Below are 17,482 nucleotides of genomic sequence, written 5' to 3' on the forward strand. Positions count from 1 at the left end.
GCTTCAACAGCCGCCCTTTTCACATTCAGATCTTGTTGCCGATTGGAAAGCCGGTGGAGACTTTTCTCACCGGCATTTCATCGGTGGGAATAATCCAGCCACCGCGAATGGCGACACGCACTTCATCGCCTTCTTCCAGTCTTACCGGATCGCGCACTTCAAAATGCAGGTGAATATCCGGTTTTGTCAGCGGATGTGCCTCGATACGCGAACCGCCACCGCGATAGACCGAACGCTTGACCCGCACGGGAATGCCGCCGACCTCGGTCAATGCCAGATCTTCTGAACGAATGCAGAGCTGCGCATTGGCACGCGGCATTTCAATGCCGGAACAACGCACCTCAGCACGGCTGCCCAGCACCAGCGCCTCGCAATGTCCCGCTTGCGCAAAAGACACCACTTCCGCCGGCAGAACCATGCCATGCGCGATGAAGGACGCGACCATTTCGCTGGCCGGTTCCTCATAAAGCTTGCGCGGCGTATCGAACTGCTGAAGCTTGCCGTGATTGAGAACTGCAATCCGGTCAGCAAGCGCCATGGCCTCGGCCTGGTCATGCGTGATGTAGATAATCGTCGTACCGGTGCGCTTGTGGAAAGCCGCAAACTCGTCTTCCATCGAAGCCCGCAGGTGCACATCGAGATTGGCAAGCGGTTCGTCAAACAAGACCAGCGAAGGGGCTGCGACCAGACACCGCGCCAAAGCCACACGCTGCCGCTGGCCACCCGATAGATTGGCCGGGCGGCGATCACCAAACCCGTCCAGATCGACCAGCGCAAGCGCTTCTTTCACGCGACGTTCACGCTCGGCTTTGGCAACCTTTGCCACCCGCAGACTATAGCCCACATTCTCGGCGACCGTCATATGCGGCCAGAGCGCATAATTCTGGAAGACAATACCGACCTGCCGCTTTTCGGGTGGCACATTACCGTCCACATGGGAAACGCGATTGTCACCAATATGGATTTCGCCCCCGTCAACATCTTCAAAACCAGCAATCATCCGCAGAAGCGTGGTCTTACCGCAGCCAGATGGTCCGAGAATGGCAACAAACTCGCCATCCTTCACATCGAGCGACACGTCAGACAGGGCCTGGAACTCGTTGAACACTTTGGAAACAGAAGCGATTTTCAGTCGCGCCATGGCAGCACCCCGTTTGGAAGACGCCGCGCAAACAGATTTGTTGCAAGCATCAGCATGAATGTCACCGCAACGGCCAGAATGGATATGGCAGCCGCATAGGCGGAATCGCCCGCCTGTTCAAAAGAAAACATCACCACGCCCAGCGTTTCCGATCCCGACGCCCATAAAAGCGCTGAAACCGTCAGCTCACAGAATGCGGTCATGAAAATAAGCACGCCGCCTGCAAGCGTCGCTGGTGCGACAAGAGGAAATATAATGGTCCTGAGGCGATAGAAAAGGCCAGCGCCTGCAATTCGCGCGGCTTCTTCCAGCGCACGGTCAATCTGATGCAAACCAGCAACCGTTGGCCGCAGCGCCAGCACGAAGAAGCGCGCAAGATAGGCAAACAGGATAATCCAGAGCGTGTTATAAAGGCTGACACCCACCACTGGCAGCGGCTTCAAGAACATCAGCAGGCAAGCAATGGCCAGCACGACACCCGGTAACGCATAGGGCATCTCGGCGGCGAAGTTGAGGATCGGCGTCCAGCGCCGTTTGCGCCATGCAAGCATATAGGCAAGCGGAACCGCAATCAGCACAGCAAAGACGGCCGCCGCAAAGGACAGCATCAGGCTATTGCCAAAGGCACGCGCGGAACCACCATGTTCAAACATGACAAAGCGGAAGTTCTCCAGCGTGGCCGTCGCAAATGTCAGCGGCACGCCATAGGCCGGAACCAGTGCTGAAAGCGTCAAACCAATCAGCGGCAGAAACAGCACGATGACGATCAACAGCCATGCAGCCAGTTCCGCCCATATGCGCCATGCGCCAAGCGCAAAAGGTGCAGCTGGAAGCGACGTTGAAACAATGCGGAAGTCGCGACGCCGCGAGGCATAGTCCTGTGCTGCGATCCCTGCCATGGCGATCAGACCAATCAACACAGAGAGTACGGCAACACTCGACAGCACGGCTGGCCCGCCGCCCGCAAGACGCTGATAAATCAGCGTTGGCAGAACGAGATAATTCGATGGAATGCCAAGAAATGCCGGGATGCCGAAATTGCCGACGCACGACACGAAAGCCAAAGCCGCAGCACCGATGATCGATGGCGTCATCAGCGGCAGAATGATGGTGCGAAGAACGGTCCATTTGCTGGCACCAGCACTCAGGCCCGCTTCCACCAATTCACGCGGGAGCTTGCGCAAGCCCGCCCGCACAATCAGAAAGACCAGCGGTCCATATTGTACGCCAAGCAGAAAAATAATGCCCCAGACGGAATAGAGCGGATTGCGGCTTCCCAGTGGCGGCGCCATGCCGATGATCTTGAGGAACTGGCTGGAAGGTCCGAAAAGCTGGAGCCACGCCAGCGCAGTTACCTGTGGCGCAATCAGCAGCGGGGTCACATAGAAAAGCACGAAGATATTGCGCCCGCGCATATCTGTAAGGCCGACGAGCAAGGCCGCCACAATGCCAAACACAAGTGCCAGCAGCGTACCGCCAATACCGATCTGCAGGGAATGCCAAGTGGCAACCCATGTGGAACGGCTGCTCAATGTTTCGGAAAGAACCGATGTCGAAAATTGTCCCTGCGGCGCAACAAGCTCAACAAGCAGCCGTGCCATTGGAAGCAGCGACAAAACAGCAACAATCAGCGTGACGCCAACAATCAGGGCCGTATCACGGCCCTGAATATATCGAAACATGCGCATTTTAGACTTTATCCGCCAAACAGCTCAGAAAACTGCTTCTTGTCGGCATCCGTCTGATTGAGAACCTTTTGGGTATCAATCGACATGATGTTGATCTTGGTGCCTTCTGGCAGCCATGCAGGACGGCCAACACTTTCCTTGGCAGGCAGATAGCCCTGCTCCAATGCCAGCTTCTGACCATCATCCGACAGGATGAAGTCCACGAACTTCTTGGCACCATCGACGTTCTTGGCGGTCGCCATGATCGCAACTGGTTCGGTTACGGCAGGCACACCTTCCGACGGAAACACGAACTCGATCGGCGAACCCTTGGCCTTGGCGTTGAGCGCCATGAAATCCACCAGAATGCCATATGGCTTTTCGCCACTTGCAACCGACTTCAGCACAGCACCATTGCCCTTAACGCTTGCAAGTTGATTGGCTTTGAGGTTCTTGAAATAGTCCCAGCCAAGATCCTTATCGAGCGCAAAGCCGCTTAAGAGATAAGCCGCAGCACCCGAATAAAGCGGGCTTGGCATGACAACCTGACCCTTATAGTCCGCCTTGGCGAGATCGGCCCAATGTCCAGGCTTTTGTGCAGCGCCTGTATTATAAGCAATGCCGGTGGTAATCAGCTTGGAGCCGAAATAGGTCTTGTCAGCGTCATAACTATCGGCGGAAAAACCATCGACCTTAGCCTCGGTGTAAGGCAGAAGGCGCTTGTCCTTCTTGAGACCTTCCATCGTCACCGCATCAGCGATCAGCAGAACATCAGGTTGCGGCGCGCCAGCCGAAAATTCGGCGGCAAGCTTGGTGAGGAGTTCGCTCGTACCTGAGCGGAAAATCTGCACATCCGTGTCCGGATTGGCCTTGCGGAAAGCTTCAACCGTCTTGGTCGCATCAGCTTCTGGCTGCGAGGTGTAAAGCGTCAACGTGTCGGCCTGCGCAACAACGATAGACAGAGCAAGAAGAGCAGGAATTGCTGTAGCGCGCTTCAGCATCTTGGTCATGGCGTTCTTTCCTCGAATTTCTGTGTGGTTTTCAGCAGCATGTGCCGCCGCTCCAGCGTGATTGCGCTGCATACGAGCCGAAATGGCGCAGATACTGTCATATCGAGAAGCGCGATCATTCCTGTTCATGACTCACCTGTCAAACAAATCTCTAAAACATCTGCCAGAAAATCGGAACTGATTACAGAAAGCAAAATGCCCTCCGGCAGATTTTTGATCCGCAGAAGGGCATCGATCCAACGATCATTTTACCTTCCGCATCCCTTCCACTCTGGAAGCGATGCGGATGCCATAAAGGACTTAGACTTCAATTATATGACAGTCTCAAATAATTATCTCAGCCGCATGTGCCACCTGAGCGCCTGCTTCATAATAGGCTTCACGCAGACCGCGGAAACTCTGTTCTTTTGGATCGCTGACCGGAAGCGGCAGATCAGCCTGGCTGATTTCGCCTGAAACGAGTTTCGCCAGATGTTTGCCGAACACTGTGCCCGGCGCAATGCCACGACCGTTATAGCCGGAGAAGCCTACAACATTGCGTGCAAGGCGATGGAACTTCGGCAGACTGTCATTGGTCATGCCGATCTTGCCATACCATTCCGATTCAAATTCCACGTCGCCGATTTGCGGGAAGAGACGCTTGAGCGACTTCTTTGCCCATGCCTTATGCACACTCGCACCCGTATTGCGCAGCGCACCGACGCTGCCAAACACAAGACGGCCCTGCTGGTCAAAGCGGAAAGACGACAGAACTTCCTTGGTGTCCCAAGCGCCCTGACGCTCCGGCAGAATCGAACGCTTGATATTGTCCGAGAGAGGCTTGGTGGCCATGTTGAAATAGGGCAGATGCACAAGCTCGGCGCGCACTTCCGGCCATGGCACATTAGTATAGGCGTTGGTTGCAACCACGATCCAGTCAGCCGTAACCGTGCCGGAAGCCGTCCTGACCACCCATTTGCCATTCTGTTCGCTGGCGCCGATCACAGGGCTTTGCGTGAAAATCCGGGCACCCGCAGCAACGGCTGCATGCGCAAGCCCGCGCACATAGGCAAGCGGCTGAATTGTTCCGGCGCGCAGATCGAGCAGCGATCCGGAATAGGCCTTGGTGCCGACCTTGGCTTCGGTTTCCTTTGCGTCGAGCAGCTTCACATTGGCACCGCGCCGCGCCCATTGTTCATAGCGGTCTTCAAGCTCCTTGAGACCTTTCTTACCAACAGCGCAATGCAGTGTACCCTGCTTTTCCACTTCGCAGGCAATCTTGTGTTTCTCGATGATTTCAAAAACCAGCTTCGGCGCATTGCCGAGCACATCAAGCAGACGGTCGCCATATTGCTGGCCAAGCACGCCCGGCAAATCATCCGGCATCACCCACATGCCAGCATTGACAAGGCCCACATTGCGACCGGAACCACCATAGCCGATCTCAACGCCTTCCAGTACGACGGCGTTGGTGCCTTTTTCAGCCAGATGCAAAGCCGTCGAAAGGCCGGTAAATCCGCCGCCCACGATCACCACATCGGCGGCCAGGTCACCATTCAGCGACGTGGTCTTCGGTGCAGCAGGAGCGGTCTTTTCCCAAAGGCCATGCGAGCGCGGATCGTTCAACATTCAAGACAACCATTTCGTATAATGAAAAACCGGCGACTAGTGCCGTGCTGGCTATTTCACGCCGCGGAAGCCACAAGGACAGCAATATTTGCGCAACAATTCATGCTCGTTCGGAATGACCTATACTAAAGAACAACGTTCCCCACCTGTCCAGCGATCCACTGACAGAAAACCTGCGTCAGCGGGTTCTCAAGTTTGCCTTCCGGAACCACCAGATAATAGTCATTCTCGGTCCGCATCGGCTGCTCAAAAAGCATGACCAGTTCACCGTTGCGCAATTCCTGCTCGATCAGATAAAGCGGCAACAGCGCGAAGCCAAGGCCTGCAAGTGCCGCCCCGATCACCATCGAAAACTGATCAAAACGGTGACCACGATAAGCCGACTTGCCTTCAACGCCACAGCTTTCAAACCATTGCGCCCACATTTTAGGGCGGGTCGCAAGATGCAGCAACGGCTCATCTTCCAGCTCTTCGGGGTTTGCCGGATGGCGTGCTTTCAAAAGGCTCGGGCTTGCCACAGGCACAATCACTTCTGAGCACAGGAAGGTGCAGGTCGCATGTGCCCAGACCGGCTGTCCATAATGAATGGCAAGGTCAAACGGCTGTTCTTCAAAGTCGAAAACGCCGGAACGCGAAGCCACATTGATAGCAATCCCGGGATGCTTTTCAATAAAATCCGGGATGCGCGGCATCAGCCAGCGTGTACCAAAAGTCGGCAGCGTCGCCACGCTGAATGACGATGTCGATTGCGCTGACGCCATAGCGCGCAACATGGTATCCTCAGTCTGGTTGAGCAGACGCCGCACTTCCGGCAGGAACTTTCGCCCTGCATCAGATAAAAGAATGCGCTGGCGGATGCGCTCAAACAACAAGACCCCGAGCTGACTTTCGAGATCCTTGATCTGACGGCTGACAGCGCTTTGTGTGAGGTTCAATTCGTTGGCAGCCTGCGTGAAACTGCCATGGCGGGCCGCACATTCAAACGCTTGCAGCGTGGCAATGTCGGGGATCAGTCTCCTGCTAAGCTTCATTCCAATCTCGCATTAACATAGTTGCGTTCGTCGCGATCATAACGGCAAAACGGCTGATATGATACATTTTCATCATAATCGCGGTATGTTTTTTATTATCACACATACCTTCCAGGCAGACGAACCAACTTCTACGGAAGCTCTTGCAATGAACGCGCAGAAATTCGTTTCACCGGACGCCATTCGCTCCGCCTTTTCGGCAGCCATGTCGGCCATGTATAAGGAAGAAGTGCCTGCTTATGGCACATTGATGGAACTCGTCTCCGATGTGAACGCAAAGGTCCTCGCAGACGACACACAACTGCATGAGCGTTTGACGGAGACCGACTCGCTTGAGCGCATTTCCGAAGAACGTCACGGTGCAATCCGTTTGGGTACTGCCGCTGAACTGTCGATGATGCGCCGCGTTTTCTCGGTCATGGGCATGTTCCCGGTTGGTTACTACGATCTGAGTGCTGCGGGGGTACCCGTGCATTCCACCGCCTTCCGCCCGATTGACGATGCGGCCCTCAAGCACAATCCATTCCGTGTTTTCACATCACTCCTGCGCCTTGATCTGATTGCCGACGCAAAGCTGCGCGAAGAATCGGAAGAAGTTCTGGCGAAGCGTAACATCTTCACGCCGGGAGCAATCGCGCTTGTCGAGAAAGCCGAAACCAATGGCGGCCTTGATGAAGCTGACGCAAAAACCTTCGTTGCAGAAGTGCTGGAAACATTCCGCTGGCACGATCATGCCAATGTAAGCGCAGAGCTTTACCATCGCCTCCACGATGCGCATCGCCTGATCGCCGACGTTGTGTCCTTCAAGGGTCCACACATCAACCACCTGACACCACGCACGCTCGACATCGACGCTGTGCAGGTTCAGATGCCGGATCGCGGCATCAACCCGAAGGCAGTTGTCGAAGGTCCACCAACCCGCAAATGCCCGATCCTTCTGCGCCAGACCTCGTTCAAGGCGCTGGAAGAAGAAGTCTCGTTTGTCAGCGCAGATGGCACCTGGACCCCAGGCTCTCACACCGCCCGTTTCGGTGAAATCGAACAGCGCGGCGTAGCATTGACACCAAAGGGCCGAGCACTTTACGACAAGCTGCTCAACGACACCCGTGCCATTGCACGCCCGGCGCCTGATGGTTCGAACTCGGCTGAATATGTGAAGGCACTGAGCGACACCTTTGCCGCTTTCCCTGACACATGGGCAGGCATTCGCGAAGAAGCGCTTGGCTATTTCGCCTACTCGGTTAAGGATGCCGCACGTCTTGCAGCTTTCAAACCTGACACCGATATTGAAACTCTGATCGAAGGCGGCGCAGTCCAGTTCGATCCGATCATCTATGAAGACTTCCTGCCGGTCAGTGCCGCTGGTATCTTCCAGTCCAATCTGGGCGACGACGACGCGCAGGATTTTGTGGAAAGCCCGAACCAGAAGCGTTTCGAGGAAGACCTTGGTGCAAAGGTTCTTAATGAATTCGAGCATTATGCTCGTATTGAACGCGAATCCATCGAAGCTGTACAGGCCCGCCTGAGCGGTCTTGAAGCAGCCGAATAACTAAGCATTTCCAGCAAAAGTGCGAAGCGGTTTTGCGTCGGACAATGCGTAAATATAAACAACGAGAGCAGTAACTTCGAAACCGCTCTAATTTGAACTGCTCTCGTGATTAGACAGGTTAAGAGGATAAATATGAACACCGCTGTTAAAAAACTCGACGTGAAAAAAGAAGCCGCTGATCTGCTTGCAAAGCTTGGCGTTGATGCAGACCTTTACACGTCGGGCGACCTCGCTGGCTTCAGCCCGGTCTCCGGTGAACAGATCGCTTCGATCAAAACTCACAGCAAAGAAGATGCCGTCAAGATCATCGACAAGGCTGACGAAGCTTTCCGCGCTTGGCGCACTGTTCCAGCTCCAAAGCGTGGCGAACTGATCCGTCTTCTGGGTGAAGAACTCCGCGCTTCCAAAGAAGATCTCGGCCGTCTCGTATCGCTCGAAGCTGGCAAGATTCCTTCGGAAGGCCTTGGCGAAGTACAGGAAATGATCGACATCTGTGATTTCGCAGTCGGTCTGTCGCGTCAGCTCTACGGTCTTACCATCGCAACCGAACGCGCTGGCCATCGCATGATGGAAACCTGGCATCCGCTTGGCGTTGTCGGCGTTATCTCGGCCTTCAACTTCCCTGTTGCTGTCTGGGCATGGAACTCGGCGCTCGCTCTCGTTTGCGGCAACGCGGTTGTCTGGAAGCCATCGGAAAAGACCCTGCTCACCGCTATTGCATGTGACGCAATCCTGAAGCGCGCCATCAAGCGTTTTGGCGATGCTCCAGAAGGTCTGGCTGAAGTTGTACTCGGCGACCGAACTGTTGGTGAAGTTCTCGTTGACAGCCCGAAGGTTCCTGTTCTTTCAGCAACCGGTTCGACCCGCATGGGCCGCGAAGTTGGTCCACGCCTTGCAAAGCGTTTTGCACGTGCAATCCTCGAACTCGGCGGCAACAATGCCGGTATCGTCTGCCCATCGGCCGATCTCGACATGGCGCTGCGCGCAATCGCTTTCGGTGCAATGGGCACCGCTGGTCAGCGTTGCACCACGCTTCGTCGTCTGTTCGTGCATGAAAGCGTTTACGACGCTCTCGTCCCACGTCTGCAGAAGGCATATGCCAGCGTTACCGTTGGTTCGCCGCTCGAAACCACAGCTCTGGTCGGTCCATTGATCGACAAGGTTGCTTTCGACAACATGCAGAAGGCACTCAAGGAAGCAGCTGCTCACGGCGGCAAGGTACAGGGCGGCGAACGCGTCGATACTGGCCATGAAAACGCTTACTATGTGCGTCCGGCTATCGTTGAAATGCCAAAGCAGGAAGGCCCGGTTCTCGAAGAAACCTTCGCACCGATCCTTTACGTCATGAAATATTCCGACTTCGACGACGTGCTGGCGAGCCATAACGAAGTTGGTGCAGGCCTGTCCTCGTCGATTTTCACGCTCAACTTGCAGGAAGCAGAGCGCTTCCTTTCGGTTGAAGGTTCGGATTGCGGTATTGCAAACGTCAATATCGGCACTTCGGGTGCTGAAATCGGCGGCGCATTTGGCGGCGAAAAGGAAACCGGCGGTGGCCGTGAATCGGGTTCGGATGCGTGGAAGGGCTATATGCGCCGCGCAACCAACACCATCAACTACTCGAAGGCTCTGCCGCTCGCACAGGGCGTTTCCTTCGACATCGACTAATCGGCCTCACGATAGATCAAAAGAAAACCCCGCCAAAAACGGGGTTTTTTATGGCCGCAACGTATCGACCGATGCTTCACTAACCCATGCGACTAGCGAGATTGTGGTTATGGCGTGCCGAAAATCGTGGCTTTTGAGAACCGGCGCACAGCGTACTTGAGTACGTGAGCACCGGAAGCGCAAAAAGACGCGATTTGCAGGCCGCCAGAGCCTCAATATCAGCCCATACGTTCGGAGGCGAAGGACCCAGGCGAAGCCGGGAATACGACGGTACGATTGCCGTTGAGGAATGAACGGTGATGAATATGGGCGTGAACGGCGCGGGCCAGAACCTGCGCTTCAACATCACGGCCAATGGACACATAATCAGCCGCACTCTGCGCATGGGTCACGCGCGCAACGTCCTGCTCGATGATCGGACCTTCATCAAGATCAGCCGTCACGTAATGCGCTGTCGCACCAATCAGCTTCACACCGCGCTCATAGGCCTGCTTGTAAGGGTTTGCCCCCTTAAACGATGGCAGGAATGAATGATGAATATTGATGATTCGACCTGACATTTTCTGGCAAAGTGAATCAGACAGAACCTGCATATAACGCGCAAGAACCACAAGCTCCGTGCCCGTATTCTCGACAATGTCCAGCAGCCGCTGTTCGGCTTCCGGCTTGTTGGCCTTGGTGACAGCGATATGGTGGAACGGAATATCGTGATTAACGACAACCTTCTGATAATCGAAGTGGTTCGACACAACGCCGACAATATCGATCGGCAGCGCACCGATTTTCCAGCGATACAGAAGATCATTCAAACAATGACCAAAACGCGAGACCATCAAAAGCGTCTTCGTGCGATGGGCATTGTCGTGGAAGTCGAAATCCATCTCGAACGGCGCAGCTATCGGCGCAAATCCATCGCGCAGAACATCGAGCGCAACACCTTCTTCAGAAATAAAGCTGACGCGCATGAAGAAGCGACCCGTGTCAAGATCGTCAAACTGGGCGCTGTCAATGATATTACACCCTTTGCCCGAAAGATAACCCGAGATCGCAGCAACAATACCGCGGGTGGACTTGCAGGTGACGGTCAGGACAAAGTTATGCATCGGACTTCCTTTAAAGCATTTTCGAGCCAAAAGTGCGGAGCGGTTTTGCGTCGAATAATGCGTATTACCAATCGATAGAGCGGCTCTGAGATTTCCCATTAAGCGGAACCGATCCATCGTGCAGGCTCATTCGCATGATGATTTTTACTCTACAGAGCAACGATCACCATGCCAGAATGCGTAATGCACTGACCGGATTGCGCTATCAAGTCGATAATGCGTGATGAGCAAATTTGTAGGAGTATTCTTTAGACGGTCGAAGTCACCTTGTTCAAATGACGGGGCTTATCGGGATCGTAGCCCTTGCGGCGCGTGACCGATTCAATGATCCGATAATAGTTGATGAGCGAAACCAGCGGGCCGAGATGGCCGTTGCCGGTGCTCGCAGACGGCACCCGATGGCCCGGCACCGAAGCATCACCAAACGAGACAAGGTTCGCGCCGAACGATCCAAGCCTGCCCAGTGCCTGAATGCTTGTTTCAAGCGCCTCATCCTGCGGAATGAACGACAGAATTGGAAAACCAGCTTCCACCAGCCGCATCGGCCCATGCATCAGCTCGGCAAGCGAGAATGCTTCCGCATGAATATTGGCGGTTTCCTTGGCCTTGAGTGCGGCTTCAAGGGAAATGGCATAGGCCGTGCCGCGTCCACCTGTGAACAGCGACTTTGCCTCAACCAACAGGTCTTCCACTGCCTCACGACCTTCCGGCTTCGTTGCGGAAAGTGCTTCTGGCAAGCGGCTCAAACCCTCCTTCAGCCGCACATCGTTGCTGGCAGCAGCAACCACGCCTGAAAGCGCAGCAACTGATGCAATAAAGGATTTCGTTGCAGCAACGCTTTTCTCTTCACCCGCATGAAGGGCGAGCACAATATCTGCACCCTTCGCAAGCGGACTATCCGTGACGTTGACCACTGCAACGGTTGTCGCCCCTCCCCGCTTTGCAGCGTCCTGCACCGCAATAATATCCGGGCTGGCACCCGATTGCGAAACCGTGAAATGCAGCCCTCCTGTCAGTTTCAGTTGTGCGCCATAAACGGAGGCCACCGATGGCCCAATCGAGGCAACCGGAATGCCGGTCGCAATCTCCATCAGATACTTGAAAAACGTCGCAGCATGATCAGATGAACCGCGGGCCGCTGTCGTAATCACTGCGGGCTGCTTTTCAAAAAGGCGGCTAATTTCAGCAAATGTCCCGGCCTCAGCCTCAAGAAGCATCGCCACGACAGACGGTGACTGTTCGGTTTCTTGCAGCATCAACGATGGAGCAGTTTGCATGATCATTCTCCAGTTGGATCACTCAATCCATATCAATGTTGTGGCTGTGGCTCCACCGTTGTTTCATCTGCTTTTGCATCCGGCTCCTTGATGCGGAACCATGCAACATAAAGCGCTGGCAGAAACAAAAGTGTAATCGCTGTTCCGGCGATAATGCCGCCCATCATGGCGTAAGCCATTGGGCCCCAGAACACTTCCCGCGCAATCGGGATCAGCGCCAGACTTGCAGCTGCGGCGGTCAATGCGATAGGCCGCATACGATGCTGGCTTGCCTGCACAACCGAATCCCATGGATGCATGCCCTCGCTGATATGTTCCTCAACCTGAACGATCAGAATGACTGAGTTACGGATCAGAATGCCGATCAACGCCAGTACGCCGAGGATTGCAACAAAACCAAGCGGCTTCCCGCTTGGAAGCAGCGCTGCAACAACACCGATCAGTCCAAGAGGCGCAACGGCGACCACGAGGAACAAGCGCTGGAAACTTTGCAATTGCAACATCAGCACAGTTGCCATCACAAAAAGCATCAGCGGCACAACGGCAGCAATCGGTCCCTGACTCTTGCCGCTTTCTTCAACTGTACCCGCCGTCACAATCGAATAACCCGCTGGCAGTTTTTCGATGAAACTGTTCACCGAAGGCTGCAACTCGCTGACAATTGTATCCGGCATGGTGTTATCGTTAATGCCAGCTGCAACGGTGATGGTTGGAATGCGCGAACGGCGATAAACAACCGGCTGCTCAAGCTCGTAGCGGAAATTGGCAATAGCTGCGAGCGGGACCGAAGTTCCGTTGCCCGTTGCGATTTGCAGGCTCTGCAATGTGTCAATGGAATCGCGTTCATGCTTCTGCGCGCGCACGATCACATCAATCAGATAGATCGAATCGCGCACTTGCGTGACCGGAATACCGCCCACCACGCTATTTAAGGTCGTTGCAATATCCTTGGATGAAATACCAAGCTTGCGTGCCTTGTCCTGCATCACATCGACCCGAATAACCCGGCCCGGTTCATTCCAGTTATAGCTGACAACACCAAGGCGCTTATCGGCACTCATGACGCCTGCGAAATCCTGCGCGATGCCACGCAGTTGCTGAATGTCAGGCCCGGAAATGCGATACTGCACCGGTCGCCCGACCGGCGGCCCAAGTTCCAGGAATTTCACGAACGTATCAGTGCCAACATAGTCCTTGCGCAGCACCTCATCGAATTTTTCTTTCAGGCGATCGCGTGCGTCGACGTCTTTCGCGACCACGACCATCTGCCCGAAATAAGGATTGGCTGGCTGCACATCGAACGACAGAATGAAACGAATTGCGCTCTGCCCGATATAGGTACTCCAGTGTTCGATATCTGGATTGTCCTTAAGCATCGTCTGCTCAAAGCGCTCCATCTGCGCTTTGGTATCCGCAATCGAGCTGTTCTGCGGCAGTGTCCAGTCGATCACCAGTTCAGGGCGATCCGATTCCGGGAAAAACTGGCGCTCAATAAAGCCCATTCCAAAAACCGAGACGACAAACAAAGCTACCGTTGCGACAATGGTGATCCATTTATGGCGCATCGCCAGCAGCAGTGTTTTTGAGAAAGCTTGAAAAAACCGGCTGGGCTTATGCTCATGATGCTTCATCTTTTTCGGCAATATCGTCACACCCAGAAGCGGCGCAAACAGCACCGCCACAATCCATGAAACGATCAGCGAAACCGCAATCACCACAAACAGCGTGTAAGTATATTCGCCTGCCTGACTGGAATTAAGGCCAATCGGGATAAAGCCCGCAATGGTCACAAGCGTACCTGTGAGCATCGGAAATGCGGTGTGCGAATAGACGTAAGTCGCGGCTTTATGGATGGGATCGCCGTGTTCAAGCCGCGCCACCATCATTTCCACAGCAATCATCGCATCATCGACCAGAAGCCCGAGCGAGATGATCAGCGCACCCAGCGACACACGTTGCAGCGAAATGTCCATCAGCGACATGACGAGGAAGGTAATCGCCAGCACAAGCGGGATCGAGAGCGAGACCACAAAACCAGCTCGCAGACCAAGGCTGATGAAGCTGACGGCCAGAACAATCACCACCGCTTCAAACAGCGCTTTGGTAAAACCTGACACCGCGTCCTGAACCACTTCTGGCTGGTCAGCAACTTTGGAAACATTGATACCGACGGGCAGATCGGCTTTCACCTTATCCATCATCGCGTCAAGCTTTTCGCCAAACTCCAGCAGATTGCCATTTGGCTTCATACCAACTGCAATCCCAATGGCATCTTCGCCATTCACGCGGAAAATCGCTGTTGGCGGGTCAACATAGCCGCGTGTGATTGTGGCAACGTCCGAGAGGCGGAAGAAGCGATCATTGACGCGCAAATTGACGGCACGAAGATCATCTTCTGAGTTAAACTGACCACTCACCCGTACGCTGATGCGCTCCGGGCCTGCCTGCACGACACCCGACGGCGTTATCGCATTCTGATCCTGAAGCGCTTTCAGAATAGCCTGCTGATCAAGACCAAGGGCTGCCACCTGACGAGTTGAAAATTCGAGATAGATCGCCTCATCCTGCGCGCCGATCAACTCAACCTTACCAGCGCTTGGAATAGTCAGAATTTTGGTTCGTACATCTTCCGCATAGTCGCGCAATTGGCGCATCGACAACCCATCGGATGTGAAAGCATAAATATTGCCAAACACATCGCCAAACTTGTCATTGTAATAAGGACCATAAACGCCCTCAGGCAAAGTGGGTTTGATGTCATCCAGCATGTGCCGAACCTCGGACCACGCCTTGGTCACTTGTTCCTTGCGCACAGTGTCTTTCAAGAACACAAACACCACCGACTTGCCGGGCGTGGTCACGCTGCGCGTATAATCAAGCGTATCCAGCTCTTCGAGCTTCTTTTCAAGCCGGTCGGTGACTTGATTCATCGTCTCATCAATGGACGCACCCGGCCAGCTTGCCTGAACAACCATCGTCTTTACGGTAAATTCAGGATCCTCCGCACGGCCAAGGTCGAGATAGGAGACAAAGCCTGCAACCAGAAAAACCAGCATGAAATACCAGACCAGCGAACGATGGTTCAAAGCCCAGTCAGAAAGATTAAAACCTTTTTTCACAGGCCGCTCCCCTTCGCATCCAGCCGGACTTTTTGTCCTTCTTCAAGCTGGTTCACGCCAGCCGTTGCCACGTAGCTACCCGCTTCAACATTATTGGCCATAAAACTATCGCGACCGCGCTCCACAACCTCAATATCATGAAGGCTTACGGTCTGCGTTTTGGGATCAACGACCCAGATTGCCGTTTTACCGTCTTTCTCCACCAGCGCCTCAATCGGCAAGATCACATGATCGTTCTGCGACCGTGTGCGGCCTGCGCGAATGGTTGCGCCAAGCCGGAAACCTTCTGGTGGATTTTCAAGTGCTATACGAACACGACGCGTGCGTGTTTGCGCATCCGCTTGCGGTGCAACTTCACGCACAGTTCCCTGCCCTGTGACACTTCCATCGGCCTGAAGCTGAACATGAAATGGCGTTCCTGCCGCAAAAAACTCAGTCATATTGTCAGGTATATCAAGAACGGCTTCGCGAATATCCGGTCGCGCTACTGTCATCACAGCCTGGCCTGCTGCAACCACTTGTCCAACTTCCGCATTGGTGGCTGAAATAACCCCGTCAAAATCCGGGCTTAAAACTGCATAACCACGCTGATCTTCCGCCTTGCGCAAACCAGCCTGTGCTTTTTCAAGCCCGGCCTGTGCGCTGTCACGCGCCTGCTTTGCGGCATCATAATCGGCTTGCGAAATATTGCTGCCTTTGAGCAGAATATGAAGACGCTCCTCACTCGCGGCAGCATTGGCATATTGCGCCTGCGCACTTGCAAGATCAGCTTTTGCCGACTGCACAGAAAGATCAAGTGCCGTAGGATCAAGCATGGCGACTGTCTCGCCTTTTTTGACGAGATCACCAACAATGACAGGACGCGCAATCAATCGCCCCAGCACCCGAAAAGCGAGATCAGTCGAATAGCGCGGCTCGATTGTACCGGCAAAACTGGTTTGTATCGCAGGCTTTGGCGTAGCAATTGTGTAAAGCACCGGACGAACAGGAGCGGCTTCTGCGGACTTATCATCCTCCTTGCCACAGGCTGCCAGCGCAACAAGCGCTCCCGCCAAAGCAAGAGAGCCAAAGATTTTCATAGACGGCTTCATTGCGCAGCTGCCCCTTCAAGACCCTGAATAATCTCTGTCTGGGCACCCGTGCGCAACATCTGCGCACCCTTGGTCACAACCAGATCGCCTTCATTCAGACCGGACGCAACGATCACCCGCTCTTTCTCAAAAGCAAGCACCTGCACCGGAACCAGCGCTGCGAGCTTCGTATCCTTGGCCACGCGCCACACGGCCGTATTTCCGGCATTCGATGCGACCGCGCTCCACGGCAGAATAAACACTTCTCGCCCATCCATATGCACGGTGCCGGTAACGATTGCACCAAGCGCCATTTGCTCAGGCACGTCCGAAATTCCAACCTTCACGCGCACAGTGCCAGTTTGCGCATCAACCACCGGCGAAATTTCGCGAATGCTGCCTTCAGTCTTAACCTCTTCATCCGAAAGCAGACCCAGCGTCACACCCATGCCAATTTTGGCATGATTGACCAGCGTTTCCTGCACATCGAAAATCGCATCGCGTGCGCCGTCTTCGGCAATCGAAAACGCAGTCTGTGCGGCCTGCACCACCTGTCCGCTCTCGACGTTACGCGCCGTTATAACGCCTGAAACAGGCGCGCGCAGCTCTGTATAAGACAGCTCGTCACGCGCATTACTCAACTGGCTTTCAGCGTTGGTTACTGAGCTTTGCGCGGTGCGTAAAATCTGTTGCACCTGATCGAACTGACTGCGCGTCGTAAACCCCTGCTCCAACAAAGCCTGTTGTCGTTTGAAACTTGCCTCAGCTTGCACGAGCTGCGCACGCGCTGCATCCTGCGAGGCCTGCGCAACCCGCATATTGGCCTGCTGCTCAGCATTATCGATGCGCGCAAGAACTTCCCCTTTATTGACATGCTGGCCAATTTCGACAAGGCGTTCAACAACTTGGCCGTTCACACGGAAAGATACGTTCACAAGCGAGCGGGCTGCGATAGCCCCCGATAGGGTCAGTTGCGGCTGATAATCAACAAGCGTGCTTTCAACCACAGCAACAGGAATCGTCCCGCTCATTTCGGCATGTGCAACATAGCCAGAACCACCGACAATGCCGCTAGTCAAAAGAACCAGCGCAATAGCTCGAAGACGAACCTCTCTTAACTGCATAAGCGGAGGAATTTCACTAGCCATTTGAACGATTCTCGCCTGTTTCTACGGCGCGCACAATGCTATTAAATGAGTGCTAAGGAAAGCACGCCTTCTAAACATCATTAACTGCCATTTC

12 protein-coding genes are annotated in these 17,482 nt (G+C 54.4%); 2 read left to right on the forward strand and 10 right to left on the reverse strand.

What is annotated here, in order from left to right; genetic code table 11:
• Positions 1-25: 25 nt before the first annotated feature.
• From RI570_RS03245 to RI570_RS03265, 5 genes are all read right to left on the reverse strand, one after another.
• Positions 26-1,141, reverse strand: coding sequence for an ABC transporter ATP-binding protein (locus RI570_RS03245; RefSeq protein WP_313826933.1), 1,116 nt, complete (start codon positions 1,139-1,141; stop codon positions 26-28).
• Complete coding sequence (locus RI570_RS03250; protein ID WP_313826934.1) at positions 1,129-2,829, reverse strand: iron ABC transporter permease; 1,701 nt, start codon at positions 2,827-2,829, stop codon at positions 1,129-1,131. Before RI570_RS03250 ends, RI570_RS03245 begins: the two co-directional genes overlap by 13 nt.
• Before the next feature lie 8 nt (positions 2,830-2,837).
• Positions 2,838-3,818 (reverse strand): ABC transporter substrate-binding protein, encoded by a 981-nt coding sequence (locus RI570_RS03255; RefSeq protein WP_313828533.1) that lies wholly within the window; start codon positions 3,816-3,818, stop codon positions 2,838-2,840.
• 324 nt (positions 3,819-4,142) lie between these two features.
• Complete coding sequence (locus tag RI570_RS03260) at positions 4,143-5,426, reverse strand: FAD-binding oxidoreductase (RefSeq protein WP_313826935.1); 1,284 nt, start codon at positions 5,424-5,426, stop codon at positions 4,143-4,145.
• Between the two features lie 125 nt (positions 5,427-5,551).
• Positions 5,552-6,457, reverse strand: a complete 906-nt coding sequence (locus RI570_RS03265; protein ID WP_313826936.1) for a LysR family transcriptional regulator — start codon at positions 6,455-6,457, stop codon at positions 5,552-5,554.
• A gap of 148 nt (positions 6,458-6,605) precedes the next feature.
• Between RI570_RS03265 and RI570_RS03270 the strand changes: the two genes are divergently transcribed.
• On the forward strand, positions 6,606-8,006 hold the full coding sequence (locus tag RI570_RS03270) for a VOC family protein (protein ID WP_313826937.1): 1,401 nt from the start codon (positions 6,606-6,608) through the stop codon (positions 8,004-8,006).
• A 132-nt stretch (positions 8,007-8,138) separates the two neighbouring features.
• Entirely contained in the window at positions 8,139-9,671 is a 1,533-nt protein-coding gene (locus RI570_RS03275) for an aldehyde dehydrogenase family protein (protein WP_313826938.1), read from the forward strand.
• Positions 9,672-9,889: 218 nt separating this feature from the next.
• On the opposite strand, the gene purU is transcribed toward RI570_RS03275, so the two are convergent.
• The 5 genes from purU to RI570_RS03300 form a co-directional block, all read right to left on the reverse strand.
• Positions 9,890-10,774 (reverse strand): formyltetrahydrofolate deformylase, encoded by an 885-nt coding sequence (gene purU / locus RI570_RS03280; protein ID WP_313826939.1) that lies wholly within the window; start codon positions 10,772-10,774, stop codon positions 9,890-9,892.
• 248 nt (positions 10,775-11,022) lie between these two features.
• Complete coding sequence (locus tag RI570_RS03285) at positions 11,023-12,051, reverse strand: SIS domain-containing protein (protein WP_313826941.1); 1,029 nt, start codon at positions 12,049-12,051, stop codon at positions 11,023-11,025.
• A gap of 32 nt (positions 12,052-12,083) precedes the next feature.
• Positions 12,084-15,170 (reverse strand): efflux RND transporter permease subunit, encoded by a 3,087-nt coding sequence (locus RI570_RS03290; RefSeq protein WP_313826942.1) that lies wholly within the window; start codon positions 15,168-15,170, stop codon positions 12,084-12,086.
• Positions 15,167-16,249, reverse strand: a complete 1,083-nt coding sequence (locus tag RI570_RS03295) for an efflux RND transporter periplasmic adaptor subunit (protein ID WP_409558611.1) — start codon at positions 16,247-16,249, stop codon at positions 15,167-15,169. Before RI570_RS03295 ends, RI570_RS03290 begins: the two co-directional genes overlap by 4 nt.
• Positions 16,250-16,257: 8 nt before the next feature.
• A complete protein-coding gene (locus tag RI570_RS03300) occupies positions 16,258-17,388 on the reverse strand; it encodes an efflux RND transporter periplasmic adaptor subunit (RefSeq protein ID WP_313826944.1) in 1,131 nt (376 codons plus the stop codon).
• Positions 17,389-17,482 lie beyond the last annotated feature (94 nt).

Origin of the sequence: Brucella pseudogrignonensis (assembly GCF_032190615.1) — a bacterium.
GTDB lineage: Bacteria > Pseudomonadota > Alphaproteobacteria > Rhizobiales > Rhizobiaceae > Brucella > Brucella pseudogrignonensis_B.

Excerpts from the sequence above, each read along its gene's own strand:
- RI570_RS03245 (WP_313826933.1), bottom strand. The coding sequence starts at position 1,141 with ATGGCGCGACTGAAAATCGCTTCTGTTTCCAAAGTGTTCAACGAGTTC.
- RI570_RS03250 (WP_313826934.1), bottom strand. The coding sequence starts at position 2,829 with ATGCGCATGTTTCGATATATTCAGGGCCGTGATACGGCCCTGATTGTT.
- RI570_RS03255 (WP_313828533.1), bottom strand. The coding sequence starts at position 3,818 with ATGACCAAGATGCTGAAGCGCGCTACAGCAATTCCTGCTCTTCTTGCT.
- RI570_RS03260 (WP_313826935.1), bottom strand. The coding sequence starts at position 5,426 with ATGTTGAACGATCCGCGCTCGCATGGCCTTTGGGAAAAGACCGCTCCT.
- RI570_RS03265 (WP_313826936.1), bottom strand. The coding sequence starts at position 6,457 with ATGAAGCTTAGCAGGAGACTGATCCCCGACATTGCCACGCTGCAAGCG.
- RI570_RS03270 (WP_313826937.1), top strand. The coding sequence starts at position 6,606 with ATGAACGCGCAGAAATTCGTTTCACCGGACGCCATTCGCTCCGCCTTT.
- RI570_RS03275 (WP_313826938.1), top strand. The coding sequence starts at position 8,139 with ATGAACACCGCTGTTAAAAAACTCGACGTGAAAAAAGAAGCCGCTGAT.
- purU (WP_313826939.1), bottom strand. The coding sequence starts at position 10,774 with ATGCATAACTTTGTCCTGACCGTCACCTGCAAGTCCACCCGCGGTATT.
- RI570_RS03285 (WP_313826941.1), bottom strand. The coding sequence starts at position 12,051 with ATGCAAACTGCTCCATCGTTGATGCTGCAAGAAACCGAACAGTCACCG.
- RI570_RS03295 (WP_409558611.1), bottom strand. The coding sequence starts at position 16,249 with ATGAAAATCTTTGGCTCTCTTGCTTTGGCGGGAGCGCTTGTTGCGCTG.
- RI570_RS03300 (WP_313826944.1), bottom strand. The coding sequence starts at position 17,388 with ATGGCTAGTGAAATTCCTCCGCTTATGCAGTTAAGAGAGGTTCGTCTT.